Origin of the sequence: Enterobacter huaxiensis (genome assembly GCF_003594935.2) — a bacterium.
Taxonomy (GTDB): Bacteria; Pseudomonadota; Gammaproteobacteria; order Enterobacterales; family Enterobacteriaceae; genus Enterobacter; species Enterobacter huaxiensis.
The window spans coordinates 1,654,675-1,676,446 of sequence record NZ_CP043342.1 but is presented as its reverse complement, the minus strand read 5'-3'; the positions used below and the strand labels follow the sequence as shown (position 1 = coordinate 1,676,446).

The following is a 21,772-nucleotide window of genomic DNA, read 5'->3' as shown; positions in this document are numbered from 1 at the left end:
CCATCCTGGTGCCTTCTCTATAAATAATTAATTATTCTTGTCATTCTTGCCGGGATTTTTAGCAGCTAATTTAGCTTGTTTGTTAGGCTCGGCTTTAGTGTGGGCTGGTTTCAAATCTGTGGCATTCAAAGCTTTAGCAGCTAAAGAAAGTTTAACAGCATCATTACTTAGGCCATTTGCATTATTAAGCTTCAGAGAATCCAAACCACTTAAGCCTAAACCACTTAAACTACTTATACCATTCCCATCAACTAAGTTAGCGATATTACCTAAAGTTGTAAAAGGTAGAGTGTTCTTTGATATCTCGTTTTTTATACCATCAAGTTTCTTTTGATTGGAGATAATTTTTGAATTTAGTTCAACCAACTCCTTCCCTTTTAAGTCCAGCTCTCCCCTTATCATTAACAAAGAGTCAGATGCCTGGGTATAAGAAACATTTTGAGCTTTAATTTGTTGTTCCTTTTCTTTTATGGAAATATTTAAATCCCTAACCCTTACACTCATATCGTTATATTTTTCCTCGAGAGCTGTCGTGCTATATTCAATAGTCTTATTCGCATTCTCAGCATTCAATCGTGCTTTTGCGTCAGCATACTCATACTCAACATTTTTATTGATCTCATTTATCTTTAAATCCAGAACGTCCTTTTTTCTTTGACTGTCATTCGTGTTTTTTTTCGTGAGCACTTCATTTTGAATGATATCGACAATATATGAAAGAAACGGAGTGCCAACCACAAATATAACAGTGATAATAAATGGATACCAAAACGTATGAGCATGAGGAAGACTAACTCCCCAAAAAACGCTATTTGACGGCAATGCTTTTACTTTCTCAATACGTTGTTCCATGCCCAAGCTAAACGAGAAACAGAGTAGTAGTACGCGATCCCAATTACATATTATCCAGGATGATATAAAACACAGAAAAAAAGGATTTGACAACCTCTGATTTATAACCTTCATTACTGGTTCTGTTGTAACTGCTTTTGCCGCATCCAAAACTTTATCTATGGTTTCACTCATTTTATGTTTACCAACCATTATTTATATAAGCAGAGTTATTGATAAGCGGATAATATCATACAGTTCGAAAGCTGTGACATAACATCTTCCATCATTATGTCACAGTTTTTAAATGCAAGTAAAAGACACAACGCAGTTAGTTTCGTTTAAAAATCCAGCACCGGAAGGTTTCCGGCATTCGTTGCATTTCACCTTTGCCACGGTTGTGGCGTTCACTCAACGCGCTACGCGTGGTTTTGGTGTCGATAAAACGGCGCTCATTGCCGTTTTTAAGCAGCTTTTTGATCTCAGTTAACGTGAACGGAATGCGCTGACGGTGAGCGGCAGCGACTTCTTCCAGATGGTTGAAGTTGACGGCAATCTCCCCTTCATCTGATGAATGGTTAATGCCGTGCGGTGCCAGCTCGTCGAGGTAATCAAACAGCTCCCAGAACCCCTGTACCAGAGGGTGATCCTTTTTAAGTGCCTGACAGCGTTCCACGGCCAGTGCCGTGATGGCCTCGCGTGTCTTCTCAATGCGTTCCAGCGGTACCGGCACAACCAGCGCCAGCGCCTCCAGCAAACCGACCAGCTGAGCGTGGTTCTTGGCAATACGGATATGGCGAATATTGGTGTTGGACTCCAGTTCACTACGGGCGCGTTCGTAGCCCTGGCCATACACTTTCATAATTTCTCTTTCGCGCATGGTGGCCAGCAGCGTAAAACCAGATACGTGGCCAACAGGTATTTGCTCGAGGCGTTCGGCGGCATAGCGGGTCTGAATGGACTGGCCGCGCTTGTCGGTATAAATGTGGATGATACGCTCCAGGAACGCCTTGCTGCCGTCTGTGTCGGCGTTCTGCGCTATCACTATGCTGCCTCTGAATGGTGGCTCGTAGGTCTCGTTATTGTTCGATTTGATACCCACGGCGCGGGAAGCACGACCGTTGTACAGTGATTTCAGCTCGTCCCAGTCAAAAGCGCGTTGTTTGGCGTTATCTGTGGTGCGGTCGCCCTCAATCAGTACGACCGGCAAATTGCCGACCTGAGCGAAGTTACGGCCGCGCGCGGCAGCGGTCGATTTGGACGGGTCAAACCCTTCATACTCTTCACGGCCGGCAAGTTTCCACAGGAATTCAATCAGCGTGGATTTACCTGTGCCGGGTTCGCCCACGATTTCAAGGAACGGGAAAGACTTGTCACGCTCACGGATTTGCTCAGCGAACAGCGACCCCAGCCAGAACGCCAGCGCCACATACCCTTTTTCACCAAACGCCGTCCAGATATCGTCAACCCAGCCCGTGGTGAATTCGTTCAGTTTCGGATTCAGATCCAGCGCCGGCGTGATGCTCAGGCTTTTAACGCTGGCGCTGTTAATTTCGAAATAATCCTCGTCGTTCATCTCATACAGCCGACCATCGCAAACGGCCACGCGGTTAAACAACCAGGCGGCATAATCTTTGTTATAACCGATGAAATTCTGCGTCTTAACTTCTTTGATTTCAGGCAGACGCATCTGGATGAACTTATCCAGCTGTTTGGTACTGCCGGTGTATACTGCCCCTTTGGCGATGTGCAGCAGACGCTTTTTGAACTCGGCGGAGCTGGTGAGCTGGTTAGCCGTGAAGGTGTCTTTCACGGCTGGCCGGTTCGGCATATTGACCTTCACGTAATACCAGGACTCGTCCGTAGGTTCAGAACGCTGGAAGTAAAGCGGTGTCAGCCAGCAGTTGGCGATTTCGGTCACGCCGCCTGACTCTTTAACCGCCCGTTCTTTGGCCTCCCACTCCATCACCACTTCGGTACCGGTGTTGGTGATACGCTCATAGGCTCGCATGTACCTGTCCAGATCCAGCTCAAACCAGTACATACGGGAGTTATGCTCAAAGTAGAAAGAGTGCCACTCGTTATGCTGATGCATGAGCAGCGCTTTCTCTGTCGGGTTTTTCGCCAGCAGGATATCGCCATAGTAGCGATAATTTTTGATGTCCGATTTGCTGAACCGGCCACGTAACAGCAGGTCATTCCAGTCCAGACTGGAGGATGATTTCACCGGCTGCGCTGCGCGAACCTTCCAGCCGGCTTCCTCGCTACGGGCAGCAAAGGCCAGCGTGTGTTTAGTGCCGGCTTTGTCGCCATCAAACGCCCATATCAGGCGTGGGCGGGGTTTCTCGCCCAGCTCTTTAGCGAGAGTATCCAGCGCCGCCAGCGGGTAGTTGTTACTGCTCAGCGTGGCCACGGCGGGTAAACCCGCCTGGCACAGACTCAGCGCGTTGAAGATACCCTCTGTGATCCAGATTTCGTTCACTTCCAGCAGGTTCACAGACGGCGGCACCCACCAGTGGCCAACATAGCTTCCTCTGATGTTCGCTTTCTGCTTACCGAAGCGCTGAGGCTGGTCAATGATGCGCTCCCACGTCGCACCACACGCCAGCTTAAATGTGACCGTTGCCGACCCCATGTTGTCTTTGGCGAATGCCCCCTGGGTAAAGCAACCCTTAAGCGGTTCAGTATCCAGTCCCCGCGCCTCACGCAAATACGCCTCAGCTGCGGCGTGAGGGGTTTCAGGCGTGGCCTGATAGCGCTTTGACCAGTCTTCAAAGATTTCTGGATACTGCTCTTTAACAACGACCTGATGGCCGCAGTTGTTTTCGCGGCCACACTTCAGGATCCAGGGCTTTTCTATGCTGGTGAATAATTCGCGTTTATGGCATTTGGGACATACGCCCTGCTGCAAATATTTATCCCGTTCCTTGAATTCAAAATCCTGAACGAGCCGGCGCACAACGTCCTGCTGTATTGTGGCATTCATAATTAATCCAGATTTAAAAAGGTGTTAAAGGCAAAAACTATATTCGGTATTGTTTGTTATATCGTTCATGCGTCATTAACTCCCAGTGCCGCCCCTTATCTTTGCTCAGTAATCGCCACCGATAAGAGACATGCACAGAAAAATAATGATGCGGTTTTATTACCTGATATACCTTTTTGCCACTGTAGTATTCTGACAGCACTGAAAATGCCTTGTTAATGACACTTTCACTTGCATGAGAGGTCACTGTGATCATAGTTATTTCACACTGGCTATTTTAACGAGATACATCCAGACGTAAGAAACAATTTTCGCCTGATGAATGGCATCATATAAGGCGTGGTGTTTAACACCCTCAAACTGAATAATGTTATGGACGTTCAGCCCAAGATTTTTAGACAACTCCACAATTGTTCTGACATCCCTGTCATTCCAGAAGAACCATAATGGTTCACTAAACCCGCATTTTTCCGCCGCATTGCGGAGGATAACGTTGTCGAACGCTGCACCGTTGCCCCACACCTGCACTTTAGACGGGTCGGAGTGCTCCGTTACAAAAGCTTCGAGATTCGCCAATGACAATGATAAATCCATGCAATCTTCATTTAGAATTTCGCTGCGCGCCGCCGCGTCCTGACGCATCCACCAACGCACGGTACTTGCCCCCATGGTCAGGCCATGCTCTACGCAGCTGTCCAGACTTACACGCTGATAAAACTGCTCGCCCATTTCTCCAGTTTCCGGATTAAAAAAAACAGCACCGATAGAAGTAATCGCCGCAGTTGGTTTGATATCCATAGTTTCAAGGTCAATCATTAAATGTTTCATGTCGGTTCCTTAACGTTGTGAGGCTGCAACAGATTTAAGATGCGAGTTATTACTTTTCAATGCGGAAGTCGCCAGTGACATAAGGCAAGAAATATTATTTTCAGTTGGTATATTTCCACCAAAGACCATAAGCGTGATTTTGTGAAGCTCTTCAAAATCATCACTATCATTATTAAAACGAGCAGTCGAGGTTATTCCCTCAAGACATTTCGCCAGCTGAATATTCAATTCCATTTGCTGTAATCCGTCGCTGTGGACAGAGAATGTTTCTTTATCAATTGCTTTTGCCTGTGCATGATAATTTTGCAACAGGCTACGAATGAGAGTGGCGTATTTTGTTTTCATCGAGGTTCTCCCAAACCTAACCACATCAGCCATCCATCACGGATTTCTTTTGGTCGGCTCTCGTACGCCAGTTGCATACCTTTGTTCCAGGCTGGTAGGTAAATCCAATATTCGCCTGCACGTCCTGATGTTGATTGAGGATCGGTCATTTCAACGACAGGTAACTTCCCTTTTTCAATCATTCCTTTAACTGCTGCCGGTGTCTTACCGATGAGTTTAGCGAACTCCTGGTAAGGAACGGCGTCAGTTGCGCTTACAAGCTGTCTACTCATCTGATACATTCTCCTATCGTGCAATTAATTGCTCTTAATGGGCCTTAATTGCTCTTAGTGGATAACCGCATGGGAGTCAATTCAACCCCATACGGATAATGTTCTTAGATGGGAGTAACTATGTCAACCCCGATATTTGAAAAGATAAAGCTCATTCGCGAGTCAGAGAGACTAAACAAGAGGCAATTCAGTGAGTTGACAGGCATTGCCTACAGCACATTGGGAGGCTACGAATCTGGAGTAAAAAGCCCAGGCGTGGAATCAATTATGAAAATCCTTCAGCACCCCCAATTTATGAAATACACGTTATGGTTTATGACGGAGCAGATTGCACCTGAAGCCGGTCAGATAGCACCGGCCCTCGCACACTTTGGGCAAGCTGTAACAACCTCGCAGCACTCCGACCAAAAGACTGGTTAACAATTCACCGTGAGTTTATTTATTACAAAAGTTGTTTACTTGTAAGGAAATATAACTTCCCTTCTTATCAGGAAGTTAAACGGAAAAGCCGGAAGCATTCAGGCAATTCAGTAAAAGCCAAAACCACCATTCGGAGGGTTTCATGAGTATCAAGAAACTCGATGATGGTCGATATGAAGTGGACATCAGACCAACGGGGCGCAACGGAAAGCGCATCCGTAGGAAGTTCGACAAGAAAAGCGAGGCTGTAGCTTTTGAAAAACACACTCAGTACAACCACCATAACAAGGAATGGCTTTCAAAGCCGACAGACAAGCGGCGTCTGTCAGAACTAACGGCGATATGGTGGGATTTGAAAGGAAAGCATGAGGAACATGGTAAATCTAATCTTGGGAAAATTGAGATATTTACCCGGATAACCGACGACCCTTGCGCGTTCCAGATTACGAAAGCACTAATTAGCCAGTACAGTGCGGCACGCAGAAGCCAGGGGATCAAGCCATCAAGCATCAACCGCGATTTGACCTGCATTAGTGGCATGTTCACTGCCTTAATTGAGGCTGAATTGTTCTTTGGTGAGCATCCGATCCGGGGTACGAAAAGGCTGAAAGAGCAAAAGCCCGAAACCGGCTACCTGACTCAGGATGAAATCGCCGTGTTGCTTTCGCAGCTTGACGGGGACAATAAGAAGATTGCGATTCTCTGTCTCAGTACCGGCGCAAGGTGGGGTGAAGCCGCTAGGCTGAAAGCGGAGAACGTCATCCATAACCGCTGTACGTTCGTAAAAACTAAGACGAACAAACCGCGCACTGTTCCAATTTCTGATGAGGTGGCCATCATTATCGCCAGCAATAAGAGAGGGTTTCTTTTCCCGGATGCAAATTATCCAGCATTCAGACGGTTAATGAAGGAACTGAAACCGGATTTGCCACCTGGACAGGCAACACATGCATTACGCCACAGTTTCGCCACGCATTTTATGATTAACGGGGGGAGCATCATCACGCTGCAACGTATCCTCGGCCATTCAAGAATCGAGCAAACAATGGTGTACGCACATTTTGCCCCAGAATATTTGCAGGACGCGATCGCCCTCAATCCGCTACGTGGTGGAATTGAGGTTCAGAGTGTCCACACAGTGTCCACAGACGGGTAACTGAACATGGCTTTCAATGGTCTTGTGTGCCGCGCAAACCCGCATTGCACCGTTGAAAGCCTCTACTGTAAGGGTGCATAAACGCCCTTACGCGGGCTTATTTTTTGCCTTTCATCCTGTTCTTACCCGCTTTTTTCCTCCCTGAGATACACTCTTGTTATACCTAAAAAAGGGAGCAGCGCGGATGGCAACCTATCCAGACAGTTTATTGATCCTCAACGGCAAAAGCGCGGGCAACGATATCCTGCGCCAGGCCATTACCGATTTACGGGAAGACGGTGCGCGCATTCACGTGCGAGTAACGTTTGAGAAAGGCGACGCGGCGCGGTATATCGATGAAGGTATACGCCTGGGCGTCGGGACCATTATTTCCGGCGGCGGCGACGGAACCATCAACGAAATCGCGGGCGCGCTTATCGATCTGCAGCCAGCCGCTCGTCCGGTAATGGGCATTTTACCGCTCGGTACGGCGAATGATTTCGCCACCAGCGCCGGCATTCCTGAAGATTTGAACAAAGCCCTGCAGCTGGCAATCCTGGGTAAGGCCACTGCGGTTGATATCGCTCAGGTGAATGACCAAACCTGCTTTATCAACATGGCGACGGGCGGCTTCGGTACGCGCATCACCAGCGAAACGCCGGAAAAGCTGAAGGCGGCGCTGGGCGGCGTCTCGTATCTGATCCATGGCCTGATGCGCATGGACACCCTTAAGCCCGACCGCTGCGAAATCAACGGCGAAAACTTTCACTGGCAGGGCGACGCGCTGGTGATTGGTATCGGCAACGGGCGTCAGGCGGGCGGTGGTCAGCAGCTTTGCCCTGAGGCGTTAATCAACGACGGTCAACTGCAGCTGCGTATTTTTACCGGTGATGGCCTGCTGCCCGCGCTGTTCACGACGCTGACGCAGCCCGAGGAAAGCCCAAATATTATTGCCGGGAAATCCGCGTGGTTTGAGGTGATCGCCCCGCACGGCATGACGTTTAACCTTGATGGCGAACCGCTGAGCGGAGAGAAATTCCGCATCGAAGTTGTTCCCGGCGCGCTGCAGTGCAGGCTGCCGCCGGACTGTCAGCTCTTGCGCTGAGGTTTTGTCGGGTGGTGGCTACGTTTTTCTCCCTCTCCCTGTGGGAGAGGGCCGGGGTGAGGGCACCAAACCGCACACACCTAATACACCGCCACCTCTCGCGCCATCTCGCGGGAATACTGCTGGCTGGCATTGACCAGCATCCGCGTATAGTCGGTTTTGGCCTGCCCGGCGACCAGCTCGTCCACGGTCAGGCTTTCAAGAATTTTGCCGTACTGCATCACCGCCACCTTCTGGCACAGGTGGGCAATCACGCCCAGATCGTGCGTCACCATCAGGTAGGTCAGATTTGATTCGCGCTGAAGCTCCGCCAGCAGGTTGAGGATTTCCGCCTGTACCGAGACGTCCAGCGCCGACGTTGGCTCATCCAGCAGCAGCACCTGCGGCTCCAGAATTAACGCTCTGGCAATCGCCACGCGCTGGCGCTGGCCGCCGGAAAGCTGGTGCGGATAGCGGTCGCGAAACGCCCGGTTCAGCCCCACCTTGTCCAGCAAGGTATAAATGCGCCGCTCCCGATCGCTGATGCCGTGGATCTGCAGCGGCTCTTCCAGAATATCGCCGATAGTGTGGCGCGGATGCAGCGAGCCGTACGGGTCCTGAAACACCATCTGCACCCGACGGCACCGTTCCCGGCTAATGCGCTTTTCCAGCGGCCTGCCGTCAATCGCCAGCTCGCCGTCCCAGTGGGTAAACAGCCCGGCCAGGCATTTGAGCACCGTGGTTTTTCCCGAACCGGACTCCCCTACCAGGCCATAAATCTCGCCCTCCTTCACGCTGATGTTTACGTCATCCAGCACCTGGTTGCGCTTCTCGCCCTCGCCGAACGCCAGGTTGAGGTGTGTAATCTCGATCATCTCTGCTCCTTAGTCGGTGAGCCAGCTGGCCTGACGCTGTAATACCGGCAGCGTCGGGCGGCGATGGTTGATTTCCGGCAGCGCGCTGATTAACCCCTGCGTGTAGGGATGCTTCGCGTTGTGCAGGTCTTTCGCGGCAATGGACTCCACCACGCGCCCGGCGTACATCACCAGCACCCGGTCGCAGAAGCTGCGCACCAGGTTGATGTCGTGGCTGATAAAGATCAGCCCGAGCCCGCGGGACTGCACGAGGTCGTCGAGCAGGCCGAGCACCTGTAAACGCACCGACACGTCCAGCGCCGAGGTCGGTTCGTCGGCAATCACCAGCTCCGGGTCGGCGATCAGCATCATCGCAATCATGATGCGCTGCCCCTGCCCGCCGGAAATCTCGTGCGGATAGAGGCGATACACCCGCTCGGGCTGGCGAATGCGCACGACGTCCAGCATCTCCAGCACTTTGGCTTTGGCTTCGGCCCTGCGCCCCGGGTGATGGGTCAGCCAGGCTTCAGCAATCTGATCGCCCACGCAGACCACCGGGTTCAGCGAGTATTTCGGGTCCTGCATGATCATCGAGATACGCTTGCCGCGAATGCCGCGCATCTGCGCCTCGCTGACGGCCTGTAAATCGACGTCGCCAAACTGCATTCGCGCGGCGCTGATTTGCGCTTTGGCCGGATGCAGGCGCAGCAGCGCCCGCCCGACGGTAGATTTGCCGGAGCCGGACTCGCCGACAATCGCCAGCTTTTCACGTCCGAGCTGGAAAGAGACGCCGCGCACCGCGTGGGTGACCGCGCCGCCGTTGATGAAGTCGACGTGGAGATCGCGCACGTCGAGCAAAGGGTTATTCGCTGCGAGGATCGAGGATGTCACGTAGGCCATCTCCTAAGAAGTTGAACGCCAGGCTGTTGATCAGGATCGCCAGCCCCGGAATAGTTACCACCCACCAGCACTCCATCATGTAGGTGCGACCGCTTGAGATCATCGCGCCCCACTCCGGCTCCGGCGGCTGGGCGCCGAGGCCGAGAAAGCCCAGCCCGGCGGCGGTCAAAATAATCCCCGCCATGTTCATGGTGATGCGGATAATCACCGACGGCAGGCACAGCGGCACGATGTGGCGCCACAGCACGCGGGCCGATGACGCGCCCTGCAGACGCACGGCGGAGATAAAATCGGCCTGACGCAGAGAGAGCGTTTCGGCGCGCGCCAGACGGGCAATCGGCGGCCAGGCGGTAAGCGTAATCGCGATAACTACGTGCTCCAGCCCGGGACCGAGCGCCGCCACAAACGCCAGCGCCAGCACCAGGCTCGGGAAGGAGATAAAGATATCGGTGACGCGCATCAGCACCGCGTCCACCCTGCCGCCAAAATAGCCTGCGGTGACGCCCAGCAGCAGCCCCAGGGGGCCGACGGTCACGGAGACCAGCAGCACGATATAGAGCGTAATGCGCGAGCCGTACACCAGGCGGCTGAAGATGTCGCGGCCAAACTCGTCGGTGCCGAACCAGTTCTGCGCGTTCGGGGCGGCGAGCGCGTTATTAAGGTCCTGAACCAGCGGATTGTACGGGGCAATCAGCGGCGCAAAGGCCGCCACGATCAGCAGCAGCAGGATAATCCCGCCGCCAATCGCGGTGAGCGGGTTGCGCGCCATCTTGCCGACAAAACCGGCGGCGCGGCCCAGCGTGCGCCTGAAACGCTGGCGGCTTTCGGACGGCCCTGCCCCCAGCGGCGTATCCAGAGAAACGGTCATGATTTCGTCCTCGGGTCAAAGAGTTGATACAGCATGTCGGAGAGCAGGTTGAGCATCACGAAGATAACCCCCACCAGCAGCACGCAGCCCATGACCGCGTTCATATCCCCGAGCAGCAGGCTGCCGGTGAGATACGAACCGAAGCCAGGCCAGGAGAAGACGGTCTCAATCAGCACAGCCCCTTCCAGCAGCGAGCCGTAGGCCAGCGCCACCACCGTCAGCAGCTGAACGAGGATGTTGCGAAACGCGTGGTTCCAGATCACCTGACGTTCGGTCAGGCCTTTCACCCGCGCGGTGATGATGAACTCCTGCGACAGCTGCGCCAGCATAAAGCTGCGGGTCATGCGGCTGATGTAGGCCAGCGAGTGGAAGCCGAGCAGGGAAGCGGGCAGTACCAGGTGATTAATGGCGTTCCAGAATACCGCACCGTTTCCGGCCAGCAGCGCATCCACCGTCATGAGCCCGGTGCGGCGCGGGACTAATCCCTCCAGCCCAAGATCCAGACGCCCTGCGCCTCCCACCCAGCCAAGCCAGGCGTAGAACAGCAGCAGCCCCATCATCCCGACCCAGAAAATAGGCGTCGAGTAGCCCGCCAGGCTGATAATGCGCACCACGTAGTCGGAAACGCTGTTACGCCGCGCCGCCGCCAGTACCCCCAGCGGAATGCCCAGGCCCGCGCCGACGATAATCGCCATCGTCGCCAGCTCCAGCGTCGCCGGGAAGACGCGCAGGATATCGGCGGTCACCGGTTTGCCCGTCAGCAGCGCGTTGCCCAGATCGCCGTGCAGAAGGTTGCTGAGGTAAATGCCGAACTGCGTCAGCAGAGATTTATCGAACCCCAGCTGGTGATAGACCTGCTGGTAGGTGCTGTGGTCAGCATCCGGACCAACGATCGCCAGCACCGGGTCGACGGGCATCACGCGGCCGATGAAAAAGGTCAGCAGCAGCAGGCCGAACAGCGTCACCAGCACCTGCGTGAGCCGCTTTGAGAAGCGCCGGGTCCGGGAGCCGGGAGAGAGGATCGCCACGCTCATTTATCACCTCCGGTTTTGTAGACGTCACGCAGGAAAGTGGTGGCCGACGGGTGCGACTGGAAGTTCTTCACCTCATTACGCACCACTACCGAATCGACCATCTGCGACAGCGGAACCATCGCCGGGATCAGTTCGTCGTAACGCACCTGGATCTGCTGGTAGTCGGCAATCTGTTTTTTCGGATCGCGCTCCAGCAGGGCCTTGTCGATCATTTCGTTAAGCGGCTTATCGTAAAAGCTGGTGCGCCAGCCCTGAAAGTTGGTTAGACGCGCTTCGTCGCTGTTGTCCGGGTTGTAGACCAGCGCGCGCAGGCTGGAGTGCGGGTGCGGCTCGACACCGCTGCCGCCTCGCCCGACCAGCATATCGAACCTGCGCTCGCGCATTGCGCCGTAGATCTGGTTCCCGGTGCCGGTGATGATTTTGGCGTTAATGCCCGCCTGCATCAGCGTTGACTGCACGGCGATGGCGATATTGAGGAACGGCTGATCCGCCAGCACACGCAGGGTGGTGTCAAACCCGTCCGGGTAGCCCGCCTCCGCCAGCAGCTTTTTGGCGCGCGGGATATCGAGCCTATAGCCCGGGTCCGGCAGCGTGGACGGCATTCCGGCCTTGATGGGGCGCTGGTGCAGCACGCCGTAGCCCGGCATCAGCGCGCTGTTGATGCCCTGATAGTCAATCAGATAGCGCACCGCTTCGCGCACCTTCGGGTTAGCGAAATGCGGCTCTTTCATGCTCATCGCCACGTAGTAGACCGTGCCCTTTTGCACGGCTTCGACGGTAAGCTGCGGGTCCTTTCGCAGGGCGTTGATGTCCGCCACCGCCATGTTGTTGGCAACGTCGAGGTCGCCTTTTTCAATCATCAGGCGCAGAGTTTGCGACTCCTGGAAATGGCGCAGCACCACGCGGCTCATCTTCGATGCTTCACGCCAGTAATGCGGATTACGCTGCATGCGCAGCACGTCCTTCGCCTGCCAGGTTTCCAGCATAAACGGGCCGGAACCGGCTTCGTTAGTGGTCAGCCAGCGGTTGCCCCAGTCGTTGTTGACCGCGTGCTGCTGCACCGTTTTGCTGTCGAGCACGCCGAGGTTGCCGAGCGCGCCGAGGGAGTAAATCACCAGCTGCGGGTCGTTGGCTTTTGGCAGGACAATCTGCACGGTGTATGCATCCGGGGCGCTGATTTGGTTATCAATGTTCTTTTTAGAAAATCCGTAGGATTTCCACACCGAAGCCTGGGCCAGGTTGAGGTGCAGCAGGCGGCGCATTGACCAGACCACGTCCTCCGCCGTCAGCGGATTACCGGAGTGGAACGTTACGTCGTCGCGCAGGTGAAAGGTCAGCGTTTTGCCGTCCGGGGCAATATCCCAGGACGTCGCCAGCGCGGGCCGGACGTTGGTGAGCGCGTTCGGGTCCAGCTCCACCAGCGAATCGTAGAGATTGACCACTATGCCGACCACTTCGTTACCGGTCATCGCCGCCGGGTCGAGTGTCAGGAGGTTGTTCATATTCATGCCGATGATGAGCTGGTCGGGCGGCGTTTTTGCATATGCCGCACCGCTCCCCATCATCAGCGAGAGCGCGAGCAGGCACGCCCCGGCTAAGGGAGATCGTTTCATGTATATATCGCCTGTAGGGTACGTTTTTATCTGTCAGTCGTGGCTGACGGTATTGGCTTCGATATATGCAAAATTAATGTCTTCGCCCAGCCCCGGGCGGGTCGGCAGGCTGACCATGCCGTCCTCGTCCATCGGATCGACCAGGCTGTTGAGGTACGCCGCCGGTTCGTCGTAGTCGAGGAACGGGTGCAGCAGGCCGCGCTCGTACCAGCGGCAGTTTTTGATGGCGCCAATCACCGCCAGGCTCGCCGCGCCGTTGCCGTGAACTTCGCAGTCCATCCCGAAGGCTTCCGCAAGGTTCGCCACCTTCAGCGTCGGAGAGATGCCGCCCACGCCGTTTGACCCCGCGCGCAGGATGTCGCACGCTCCGGCTTTGATCCAGTCTGCGCGGCTGTGGTGCTTTCCGCCCAGGCTTTCCGGCCCGATAATCGGGATCGACAGATTTTCCGCCAGCCAGGCGTAGGAGGCCATGCTCTCTTCTTCCATCGGTTCTTCGAACCAGGCGAAGTTGAGTTTCTCAAGCTCTTTACCGATGTACAGCGCCTCGGTGCGGCTGTACCAGTGGTAGCCGTCGATCATGAGATCGATATCCGGCCCCACCGCTTCACGCACGGCGGCGCAGGCTTTGACGTCCATCTTAGGGTTGGGCGCAAAGGAGACCGGCGGCATCCAGGTGTGCAGCTTGATGGCCTTGTACCCGCGCGCCACCAGCGTCTCGGCAAAGCTGGCATACTCCTCCGGCGTGGATAATCCGCCCGGCAGGTCGTCACCGCACATGGTGCTGCCGTAGGCCGGGACCTTGTCGCGATAGCCGCCCAGCAGCTTCCAGACCGGCATATTGAGCTTGCGGCCAATCAGATCCCATAGCGCCTGCTCGGCGAAGCCCAGCGCGCGCTCGGTCAGCTGATGCGCGCTTCCCCGCTGCCAGTGCGCCAGATCCTGCCAGATGCGCTCGCGGTTGAACGCGTCCTGGCCGACCAGCACTTTGCGAAAGAAGGTGTTGACCACAAAGGGGCGCACCACTTCCGGCGGCGCGAAGGAATATCCGCGGGTGCCATCCTCTGCCGTGATGGTCAGCATCGCCATTTTGGCCATGCTTTCCGGCCCAGGGTGCGAGTGCCCGGCGGCGTCAGAAACCCGACGCGTCGGGTACTGGAAAACGGTGACGTTTACAGATTCAATTTTCATTATCGGTCCTTAAGTTCGGCGAAAAGCCCAGAAGCAGAAAATGGCAAAGGGGTTTTATGATTTTAAAAATGCGTTTCAATATCTAATTTAAGCATAAAAAATCAGCACGTCCTCGGACAAAACGCGTTAAGGAGAGGCTATTTTTTGGGCATCTGCACGGTCGGACGTGACAATTTTCACAAAAGCGCGGGGAAATGTGAGGTGGATCGGGAAAGGTTTTCTGAAGGTAAGCGCAGAAGCAGGAATGTGCTGACCGGCAACAACCCGCAGGAACTTCTGCGCTTACGAATCAGTCAGTTAACCCGCTTCCGGGGCTGGAACGGCAAGCGTTTCGAGCAGCGCATGCATACACGCATACCGGCCAATGGCATCTTTAAAGCTGGCGTGATGACACGCTGGCGAAACGACGAGGGTTTTTAGCCCCGCGCTCAGGGCAGCACGGTAGCCGCTCAGGCTGTCCTCAACCACTATGCACTGTGAGGCCGCCAGGCCTAATTTTCGCAGCGCAGAGAGATAGACCGCAGGATGCGGTTTACCGTAGCGTTCATCGTCGGCGCTGCAAATGACCTCAAAATAGTGGCCGATACTGAGTTTCTCTAGCACAGCATGCACGATTTCATACGACGAAGAGGTGGCAAGTGCAATCCGGTAGCCTGCCTCACGGAAGTATGTCATCACGTCGTAGATGCCCTCTATCGCTTTGCCTTCCCGGCCAATCAGTTCGATGATGCGCAGACGGATGGCCGCTTCAATCAGTGCAGGATCGGCCTCAAGCCTACAGTGTTCGCACCAGGTCCGGGCAATCTCATCCAGCCGCTTGCCTTTTGTCAGTAACTCACACTCTTCGTCGCTGACCTCAGCACGCCAGCCTGCCAGGGCTTCTTTTTGCGCCTGGCGCCACAGCCCTTCGGAGTCAATGATGACGCCATCCATGTCAAAAATTACCGCCTTAGCACCCATCATACGCCTCCGTGAATGGCCTGACGCTGCCGTCAGGCCTGAATAAATTACGAAATTCCGACCGTTTCACCCTTACAGGCTTCCTGACGAACAAACCCAGGCTGTTCAACCCGAATAAACGGACACAGGATGAAGGCCACGACATACAGCACCGTATAGGCGATGACCACGCCGAGCGTGCTGAACCAGGGCAGCAGCACCACGGCAATCGCCGGGGCAAGGAAGTTAGACAGACCGGCCGAAAGGTTATATACCGAAATCGCCGCCCCTTTGTGCCGCGGCTCCAGCGCCGGGAACACCGCCGCCATCGGTACAAAGGCCGCCACGAAAATCCCCAGCGCGATGGCCGGCACCAGCGCCATGGCAAAGTTATGTCCGAAGTGCTGCGGAATGTAGTAAAACGCCAGGCTCGAGAGTGCCATCCCGATGCAGCCAAACCAGCGCACCACCCGCATCCAGCCCATTTTTTCCGCCACCACGCCCCAGAACACGTTCGAGAAGATGGTGGTGAAGAAGAATACCGCCCAGACCTGCAGCCACTCGGAGGTGGTGAAGCCCAGCTCGTCAACAAACATCATCGGCATGATGACGGCAAACCCGAACAGGGAGAGGGTGTTGATGATACGCACCATGCTGGAGAGCAGAATGCTGCGGTTGGTGTAGAGCAGCGTCGCCGCACGGCCCAGCTCGGCGAATTTTTCCCGGGTGGAAAGGGTCTGCATATGACGTGGCGTTTCCACCTTACGCAGAGAGACCAGCGCAATGATCCCGCCGGTTACGCAGAATGCCAGCGCCAGCCAGAGGGTGCCCATCTCCCCGATGTGCGGAATGGTGAAGCTCGGGATATAGCTGCCGAACACGCCGATGCCGATAGAGTAGACCGCCCAAAACCAGCCCAGCGCCGCGCTGGTACTGTCGCTGCGAACGTTATGCACAATCGCGACGATAAAGGCATAGAGGAACAGCGGATAGGCCAGGCCGCGGATCCCGTAAAACAGCAGAATTAATCCATAATTTGCCTGACCCAGACCAAAAACGAGAAACAGGACGTGGAAAACGCACCACAGGACGAAGCCAATCAGCATGGTTTTTTGCGGGGTGATGATTTCAGCGACCACGCCGGAGATCCAGGCGGAGAGCGCCGCCGCGAGACCGTAGAGCGTAAAGGCGAAAGAGGCCTCTGCAGGCGTGAAGCCCAGCGCCTTAATGTAGTGCGACAGAAATGCCAGCTCGAAACCGTCGCCCGTCATAAAGACCGCGATAGCGATATACCCCCAGACCAGACTCAGGGGTAATCCCAGCCATTGTTTATTATTTAACGACATATTGACCTCGTTTTTAGGGTACAGGGAACCGCTCCGGCAGCATCGCCGGAGGGTCTTTGCCACAGAAATTATGGGTTTCGGTAGTTCAGGTCGTTTTGGTAAAGCGAGTTAAACTGCCGGTAACGCGTCATCAGCGCACGGTGGCGCGCCGGATCGCTGCGCCAGGTTTTATAGACTTCAGGTTTTTCGCACACGGAAGCCAGCGGCTTACCGGCGGCGAGGCAGGCCAGCCGTGCAGCCCCCAGCGCGCCGCCGGTTTCACCGCCCTTATGCGTCACCACCGGCATCGCCAGGATATCGGCCAGCAGCTGGGCCCAGAAAGGGCTACGCGCCCCGCCGCCGACGAGAGAACACTGTTCAATCTGCGTGCCGCTCTCCTGCAACACGCGAAGGCCATCGGCAATCCCGAAGCTAACGCCTTCCAGCACCGCATACCCCATCAGCGCACGCTGGCTGGAGTGCGTTAGCCCCCAGAACATGCCCCGGGCATTGGGATCGTTATGCGGCGTACGTTCCCCGGACAGGTACGGCAGGAACATCGGCGCGCTCGCTTTCTCCGCATCGCTTAGCTGGGCGATCTCCTCAAGCAGCTCCAGCTCCGTGACGCCCACCAGACGGCAAAACCACTGAAGACAGCTGGCGGCGCTTAACATCACGCTCATCTGGTGCCACAGGTTTGGCAGCACCTGACAGAACGCGTGCACGGCGGACTGCGGCGCCGGACGATAGGCATCCGTGACAACAAACAGCACGCCGGAGGTGCCGAGCGAAATAAACGCATCGCCCGGTGAAACGGCCCCTACCCCTATCGCGCTAACGGCGTTATCTCCCCCGCCGCCGGCAACGATAACCGAGGGGTTCAGACCCCACCGCCGCGCCACCGCAGGTTCGAGTACCGCCGAGACCTCACACCCTTCGACCAGCGCAGGCATGGCAGCACGCGACAGACCGCATTTTCCCAGCAGCGCATCAGACCAGTCCCGTTTTCCCACATCCAGCCACAGCGTCCCGGCCGAGTCCGACATATCAGAGATCTTTTTACCGGTCATTTTGAAGCGCAGATAATCCTTCGGCAGCAGCACGGTGGCGAGACGGCTGAAGTTCTGCGGCTCATGCCGGCGCACCCAGAGCAGCTTGGGCGCCGTAAACCCCGGCATTGCCAGGTTCCCCGCCACCTGGTGCAGCTCGGGCGCCATCTCTTCCAGCTCTGCGCACTCCTGCGCGCAGCGGGTGTCATTCCACAGGATGGCCGGACGCAGGGGTTCACCCGCGGCATCAAGCAGTACCGCACCGTGCATCTGCCCGGAAAGGCCAATAGCTTTTATCGCCTGCCAGCGGTGGCCGCACTTCTCCCGGAGGGTTGCAATCAGGTATTCGGTTGCCTCCCACCAGGCTTCCGGCGATTGTTCAGACCAGTGCGGCTTCGGACGCTGTATCGTCAGCGGCGCACTATGGGTGGCGACAACGCCGTTATTTTCGTCAATGACCAGCGCCTTTACTTCTGATGTGCCAAGATCGATGCCCAGATACATACCCACCTCTCAGTTAATCAGCGCGTAAACGTCAGCGATTTTTTCACGCAGAAGCGCGGCAAAGTCCTCGCGGCCGGCCAGATCGCCAAACAGGGCGGTATCGCTGGCATACCGGGCTATCGGATCGTCCGATTCGAACATCGCATGTACCGCAGAGGCGTTGAGGATACCGTCCTGATATTCGTACGGCAGCTTGCCGTGATGCCACTGCTCCATATAGACGTAGAACAGCGCAGGCAACATTGCGGTAGCCTCAGGCCGTGCGCCGCGCTGGTAACATTCACGCAGCGTTGGGGCGATCATGGCCGGGATCTTCGAGAACCCGTCGGCCGCCACGCGCTGGTTGGTGTCCTGAATCCAGGGGTTGGTAAAACGCTTAAGCACCACGTCGCGGTAGGCTGGCAGATCGATGCCATTATCCCCCAGGCAGGGAATGACATCTTCCGTTACGTAGCGGTCGGCAATCTTGTAGATAAATTCTGTCAGCGTGCTTTCGTGGATATACTGCTGCCCCACCAGAGTCCCCGCCCAGGCGATACAGCTATGGGAGGCATTGAGGATGCGGATCTTCGCCTCTTCATAGGGGATGACGGATCCCACCAGTTCTACGCCCACCGTTTCCAGCGCCGGACGAACGTCGCGGAAATTGTCTTCAACCACCCACTGAATAAAGCGTTCACCCATAACCGGGGCGTTATCGTCTATGCCCGTCCGGGCCTTAATGCGCGCCGGGAGGTCGGCTGCCGGACGCGGTGTGATGCGATCCACCATGGTATTCGGACAGGTCGCGTTAGCGCTCAGCCAGTCGATGACGCTCTGTTTGCCGCTGAGGGTTAAGAATTCAACCAGCCCGTCGTGGAAGCGCTCGCCGTTATGCCGCACGTTGTCACAGTTAAGCAGGGTTACCGGACCCGCTCCGTTCGCCATACGCGCTTCGAGCATCCGGGCAATTGTCCCGTAGATGGTTTTACAGCCGCCCTGTATATCGCTCGTCAGATCGGCATTGGCCACGTCCAGCCTGTGGCTGGTGTCCAGATAGTAGCCCCCCTCCGTCACGGTAAACGCAATGACCCGAGTCTGCGGGTTCGCCCCTTCGGCAATCAGCGGCTGCAAATCCGCCTGCCACGGGATCAGCGTCTGAATCGAGGCGATCTCTTCATAGTCTCTCTCACCTTCTGGGCTGACGGTCTCCAGTACATATCGCCCCTTCTGCGCGGCCAGCGCCTGCACTACATGTTCGGCATCGTTGCGTATATTGCCGGCAGCGATGTGCCAGCGCGTATCGCCGCCGGCAATCAGGCGGTGCAGATACCACGCCTGATGCGCACGATGAAAAGACCCAAGCCCAATATGTAGCCATGTGTATTTCTCGGTCATTGTTCTGTTCTCCAGTGAGGTTATAGCTGAACTGTAGAGGATCATTTGTTTAAAATAAGAGCCGTAGATCACAAAAGAGCAAATGACCAATGAAATTACAAATGACCAGAAAGGAGCAAACCGCTTGCCTCAACTCGTAGCTCCCGCCAGAATGACAGACAATTGTTGTGGGCGTTGACCGCCCTCAACCCCACTCTTGAGGCAGGGAAACGTGAGCAAAGAAGATGACATCAGGCTCGATCAAAAGGTGCGGGCGGCATGGATGTATTACATCGCCGGGCTTAATCAAAGCGAAATTGCCAGCGAGCTCGGCACCTCAAGACCGGTGGTGCAGCGGCTGATTGCCGCCGCGAAAGAGGAAGGCATTGTCTCGATTGGGCTTCATCACCCTGTCGCTAACTGCCTTGATTATGCGCAGCTTCTCGCGGAAAAGTATCAACTTACCCACTGCAACATTGTGCCCGTCTACCGCAATGAAAGCGCGCTGGATAGCGTGACGTTTGGCTGTTATCAGCTGATGGCCCGCTACCTGCAGGGTGATAAACCCACGGTGGTCGGAATTGGCTCCGGACTGACGCTAAAAAAAACCATCAAGCGTATCGATTTTGACAGCCACAACACCCGCTGTGTCGCCCTGATCAGCGCCATGAACGAGCACGGGCAATGTAACTATTACGATGATGTGCCTTTGCTGCTGGCGCGTAAAATTCAGGGCAAATATTACCAGTGGCCGGCGCCGCGCTATGCTCAGTCCAGCGAGGAACATGAAATGTGGTGCTCAAACCGCCTGTTCCGTAACGTCGGCGCCGTTGCGGATGCGGCAGATGTGATTTTTGTCGGCATCGGGGCGCTGGGCAGGCAGAGCCCTATCTTCAAAGACGGTTTTATCGATGAGGCACAGCTGGAAGAGTTGACCCTGCGCGGTGGCGTAGGCGAAATACTCGGACGCTTTATCGATGCCGACGGCAACGTCATCGACAGCCAGATTAATCGCTTGATTACCAGCTACGATATTCGTCAGGGCCAGTGCCCACGCATTGCGGCCGCCTGCGGCGAAGATAAACGCCCGGCGATCCTTGCCGCCCTCAAAGGCGGCTGGGTAAACGGGCTGGTGACGGATGAGCAGACCGCGCGCTGGCTGCTGACGCGTCAGGGCTAGCCCGTGACGCTCTGGCTGCCAATCAGCTCCGGTGGGATCTCAATTCGCCTGACCGAGGCATCACCGGAATCGAGAATTTCAAATACCTTTTCCAGCATCGCTGAGACGTCCTGTCGCACCATGTCGATGTCATGTCCCAGCAGAGAGACAAACGGGTCCCAGTCAAAACAGCCCATCGGTGGCTGGTTTAGGCCAGTCTGCCCGTTTTGGGCCAGCCAACGTACCACCCCCTCCAGCGAAATAGTCGAATTGACAAACAGCCCTTTTAGCGTCGTCGATGGCGACGGGAAAGTAGCTCTGAGCTGCTCCTCCACGCGTGATGACGAGTACCCGGTGACCAGCAGCTGCGGTTCCGGAACGGTCAGCCCGTGGGCCCGATGGGCATCGAGGAACCCGCGCAGGCGCTCGGCGGTGTTGTTATCACTCCGGCGTCCGCCCACGAAGGTCAGCGGTGCCAGCGAACCAAAGCGTTTAAAGCTGCTGGCGAGGATCCGCTCTGTCAGCATCTTTGCGCCGCCGTAGTTATCCGAAATGATGGAGGGCGCCAGGGTACCCGGCAGATCAAGATTTAGCGTAGGCACGCCCGCCTGATGACAGAGTTCAGCAATTTTGTCCGGGTGTGTCGCCCCCGTGGCAATGACCCAGTCAACCTGCCAGGAGAGCATGGCACGGGCGGCGTCCAGTTCAAGCTCCGGCTGACGGCGTGTGCAGGTAATAATCGGCAACAGCCCTCTGGCACGCGCCATCTCTTCAAATTTTTCCGCTATAGAGCCGAAATAGCGGTTGTCATATTTCGGCACGATCATGCCGATAACGTTCGATCTCTTACTGCGGAGCAGGCTTGCCTGACGGTTAATCGCGTAGCCCTGCTCCTCCGCAATGCGGGTCACCTTTTCCGCCAGACCGGCGCTGATGCGACGTTTCTTCCAGTTGCCATTCAAAATAGCACTCACCGCGCTGGCGGAAACGCCGGTGAGTTCCGCCAGATCGTAGATGGTCGTTTTCTTCGTTTTCTCAACGCGCGTCACAAAATCGCCTCTTCATTTTGAATGTCTCTTGCT

21 protein-coding genes are annotated in these 21,772 nt (G+C 55.6%); 4 read left to right on the top strand and 17 right to left on the bottom strand.

The genetic code is table 11. The features are described from left to right. Positions 1–27: 27 nt before the first annotated feature. From D5067_RS07995 to D5067_RS07975, 6 genes are all read right to left on the bottom strand, one after another. Entirely contained in the window at positions 28–1,026 is a 999-nt protein-coding gene (locus D5067_RS07995; protein WP_210433813.1) for a hypothetical protein, read from the bottom strand. Positions 1,027–1,162: 136 nt separating this feature from the next. Next, a complete protein-coding gene (locus tag D5067_RS07990) occupies positions 1,163–3,817 on the bottom strand; it encodes a toprim domain-containing protein (protein WP_119938308.1) in 2,655 nt (884 codons plus the stop codon). A gap of 37 nt (positions 3,818–3,854) precedes the next feature. Further along, positions 3,855–4,073, bottom strand: a complete 219-nt coding sequence (locus D5067_RS24205; RefSeq protein WP_074136321.1) for a ParE family toxin-like protein — start codon at positions 4,071–4,073, stop codon at positions 3,855–3,857. A gap of 2 nt (positions 4,074–4,075) precedes the next feature. Next, positions 4,076–4,645 carry a 3'-5' exonuclease gene (locus D5067_RS07985; protein WP_119938309.1) on the bottom strand — a complete coding sequence of 190 codons (570 nt, stop codon included), beginning with the start codon at positions 4,643–4,645 and terminating at the stop codon, positions 4,076–4,078. 9 nt (positions 4,646–4,654) lie between these two features. Next, on the bottom strand, positions 4,655–4,990 hold the full coding sequence (locus D5067_RS07980) for a hypothetical protein (protein ID WP_119938310.1): 336 nt from the start codon (positions 4,988–4,990) through the stop codon (positions 4,655–4,657). Beyond that, entirely contained in the window at positions 4,987–5,262 is a 276-nt protein-coding gene (locus tag D5067_RS07975; RefSeq protein ID WP_119938325.1) for a regulatory phage cox family protein, read from the bottom strand. The genes D5067_RS07980 and D5067_RS07975 overlap by 4 nt, the downstream gene beginning before the upstream one ends. Before the next feature lie 120 nt (positions 5,263–5,382). Between D5067_RS07975 and D5067_RS07970 the strand changes: the two genes are divergently transcribed. The 3 genes from D5067_RS07970 to yegS all read left to right on the top strand — a co-directional run bounded on the left by D5067_RS07970 (position 5,383) and on the right by yegS (position 7,922). After that, on the top strand, positions 5,383–5,682 hold the full coding sequence (locus D5067_RS07970; protein ID WP_119938311.1) for a helix-turn-helix domain-containing protein: 300 nt from the start codon (positions 5,383–5,385) through the stop codon (positions 5,680–5,682). A 142-nt stretch (positions 5,683–5,824) separates the two neighbouring features. After that, complete coding sequence (locus D5067_RS07965; RefSeq protein ID WP_119938312.1) at positions 5,825–6,838, top strand: phage integrase; 1,014 nt, start codon at positions 5,825–5,827, stop codon at positions 6,836–6,838. Positions 6,839–7,022: 184 nt separating this feature from the next. Next, positions 7,023–7,922: a lipid kinase YegS gene (gene yegS, locus D5067_RS07960; RefSeq protein WP_119938313.1), complete on the top strand. Its 900-nt coding sequence runs from the start codon at positions 7,023–7,025 to the stop codon at positions 7,920–7,922. A gap of 80 nt (positions 7,923–8,002) precedes the next feature. Here the strand turns inward: yegS and D5067_RS07955 are convergent, their stop codons facing one another. The 10 genes from D5067_RS07955 to dalD form a co-directional block, all read right to left on the bottom strand. Continuing rightward, on the bottom strand, positions 8,003–8,776 hold the full coding sequence (locus D5067_RS07955; RefSeq protein ID WP_119938314.1) for an ABC transporter ATP-binding protein: 774 nt from the start codon (positions 8,774–8,776) through the stop codon (positions 8,003–8,005). A 9-nt stretch (positions 8,777–8,785) separates the two neighbouring features. Then, positions 8,786–9,646 carry an ABC transporter ATP-binding protein gene (locus D5067_RS07950; RefSeq protein WP_119938326.1) on the bottom strand — a complete coding sequence of 287 codons (861 nt, stop codon included), beginning with the start codon at positions 9,644–9,646 and terminating at the stop codon, positions 8,786–8,788. Continuing rightward, entirely contained in the window at positions 9,618–10,523 is a 906-nt protein-coding gene (locus D5067_RS07945) for an ABC transporter permease (protein ID WP_119938315.1), read from the bottom strand. Before D5067_RS07945 ends, D5067_RS07950 begins: the two co-directional genes overlap by 29 nt. Continuing rightward, positions 10,520–11,557, bottom strand: a complete 1,038-nt coding sequence (locus D5067_RS07940; RefSeq protein WP_119938316.1) for an ABC transporter permease — start codon at positions 11,555–11,557, stop codon at positions 10,520–10,522. Before D5067_RS07940 ends, D5067_RS07945 begins: the two co-directional genes overlap by 4 nt. Next, entirely contained in the window at positions 11,554–13,170 is a 1,617-nt protein-coding gene (locus D5067_RS07935; protein ID WP_119938317.1) for an ABC transporter substrate-binding protein, read from the bottom strand. Before D5067_RS07935 ends, D5067_RS07940 begins: the two co-directional genes overlap by 4 nt. 33 nt (positions 13,171–13,203) lie before the next feature. Then, positions 13,204–14,358 (bottom strand): mandelate racemase family protein, encoded by a 1,155-nt coding sequence (locus tag D5067_RS07930; RefSeq protein ID WP_119938318.1) that lies wholly within the window; start codon positions 14,356–14,358, stop codon positions 13,204–13,206. A gap of 297 nt (positions 14,359–14,655) precedes the next feature. Beyond that, complete coding sequence (locus D5067_RS07925) at positions 14,656–15,321, bottom strand: HAD family hydrolase (protein WP_119938319.1); 666 nt, start codon at positions 15,319–15,321, stop codon at positions 14,656–14,658. A gap of 44 nt (positions 15,322–15,365) precedes the next feature. Continuing rightward, entirely contained in the window at positions 15,366–16,643 is a 1,278-nt protein-coding gene (locus tag D5067_RS07920; protein ID WP_243544824.1) for an RbtT/DalT/CsbX family MFS transporter, read from the bottom strand. A gap of 68 nt (positions 16,644–16,711) precedes the next feature. After that, on the bottom strand, positions 16,712–18,175 hold the full coding sequence (gene xylB, locus D5067_RS07915; protein WP_119938550.1) for a xylulokinase: 1,464 nt from the start codon (positions 18,173–18,175) through the stop codon (positions 16,712–16,714). A 9-nt stretch (positions 18,176–18,184) separates the two neighbouring features. Further along, entirely contained in the window at positions 18,185–19,552 is a 1,368-nt protein-coding gene (gene dalD, locus D5067_RS07910; protein ID WP_119938551.1) for a D-arabinitol 4-dehydrogenase, read from the bottom strand. Between the two features lie 211 nt (positions 19,553–19,763). Here dalD and D5067_RS07905 point away from each other — a divergent pair, with 211 nt between their 5' ends. Further along, on the top strand, positions 19,764–20,711 hold the full coding sequence (locus D5067_RS07905) for a sugar-binding transcriptional regulator (RefSeq protein WP_119938552.1): 948 nt from the start codon (positions 19,764–19,766) through the stop codon (positions 20,709–20,711). Here the strand turns inward: D5067_RS07905 and D5067_RS07900 are convergent. Next, positions 20,708–21,739 carry a LacI family DNA-binding transcriptional regulator gene (locus D5067_RS07900; RefSeq protein WP_119938553.1) on the bottom strand — a complete coding sequence of 344 codons (1,032 nt, stop codon included), beginning with the start codon at positions 21,737–21,739 and terminating at the stop codon, positions 20,708–20,710. The genes D5067_RS07905 and D5067_RS07900 overlap by 4 nt on opposite strands. Positions 21,740–21,772 lie beyond the last annotated feature (33 nt).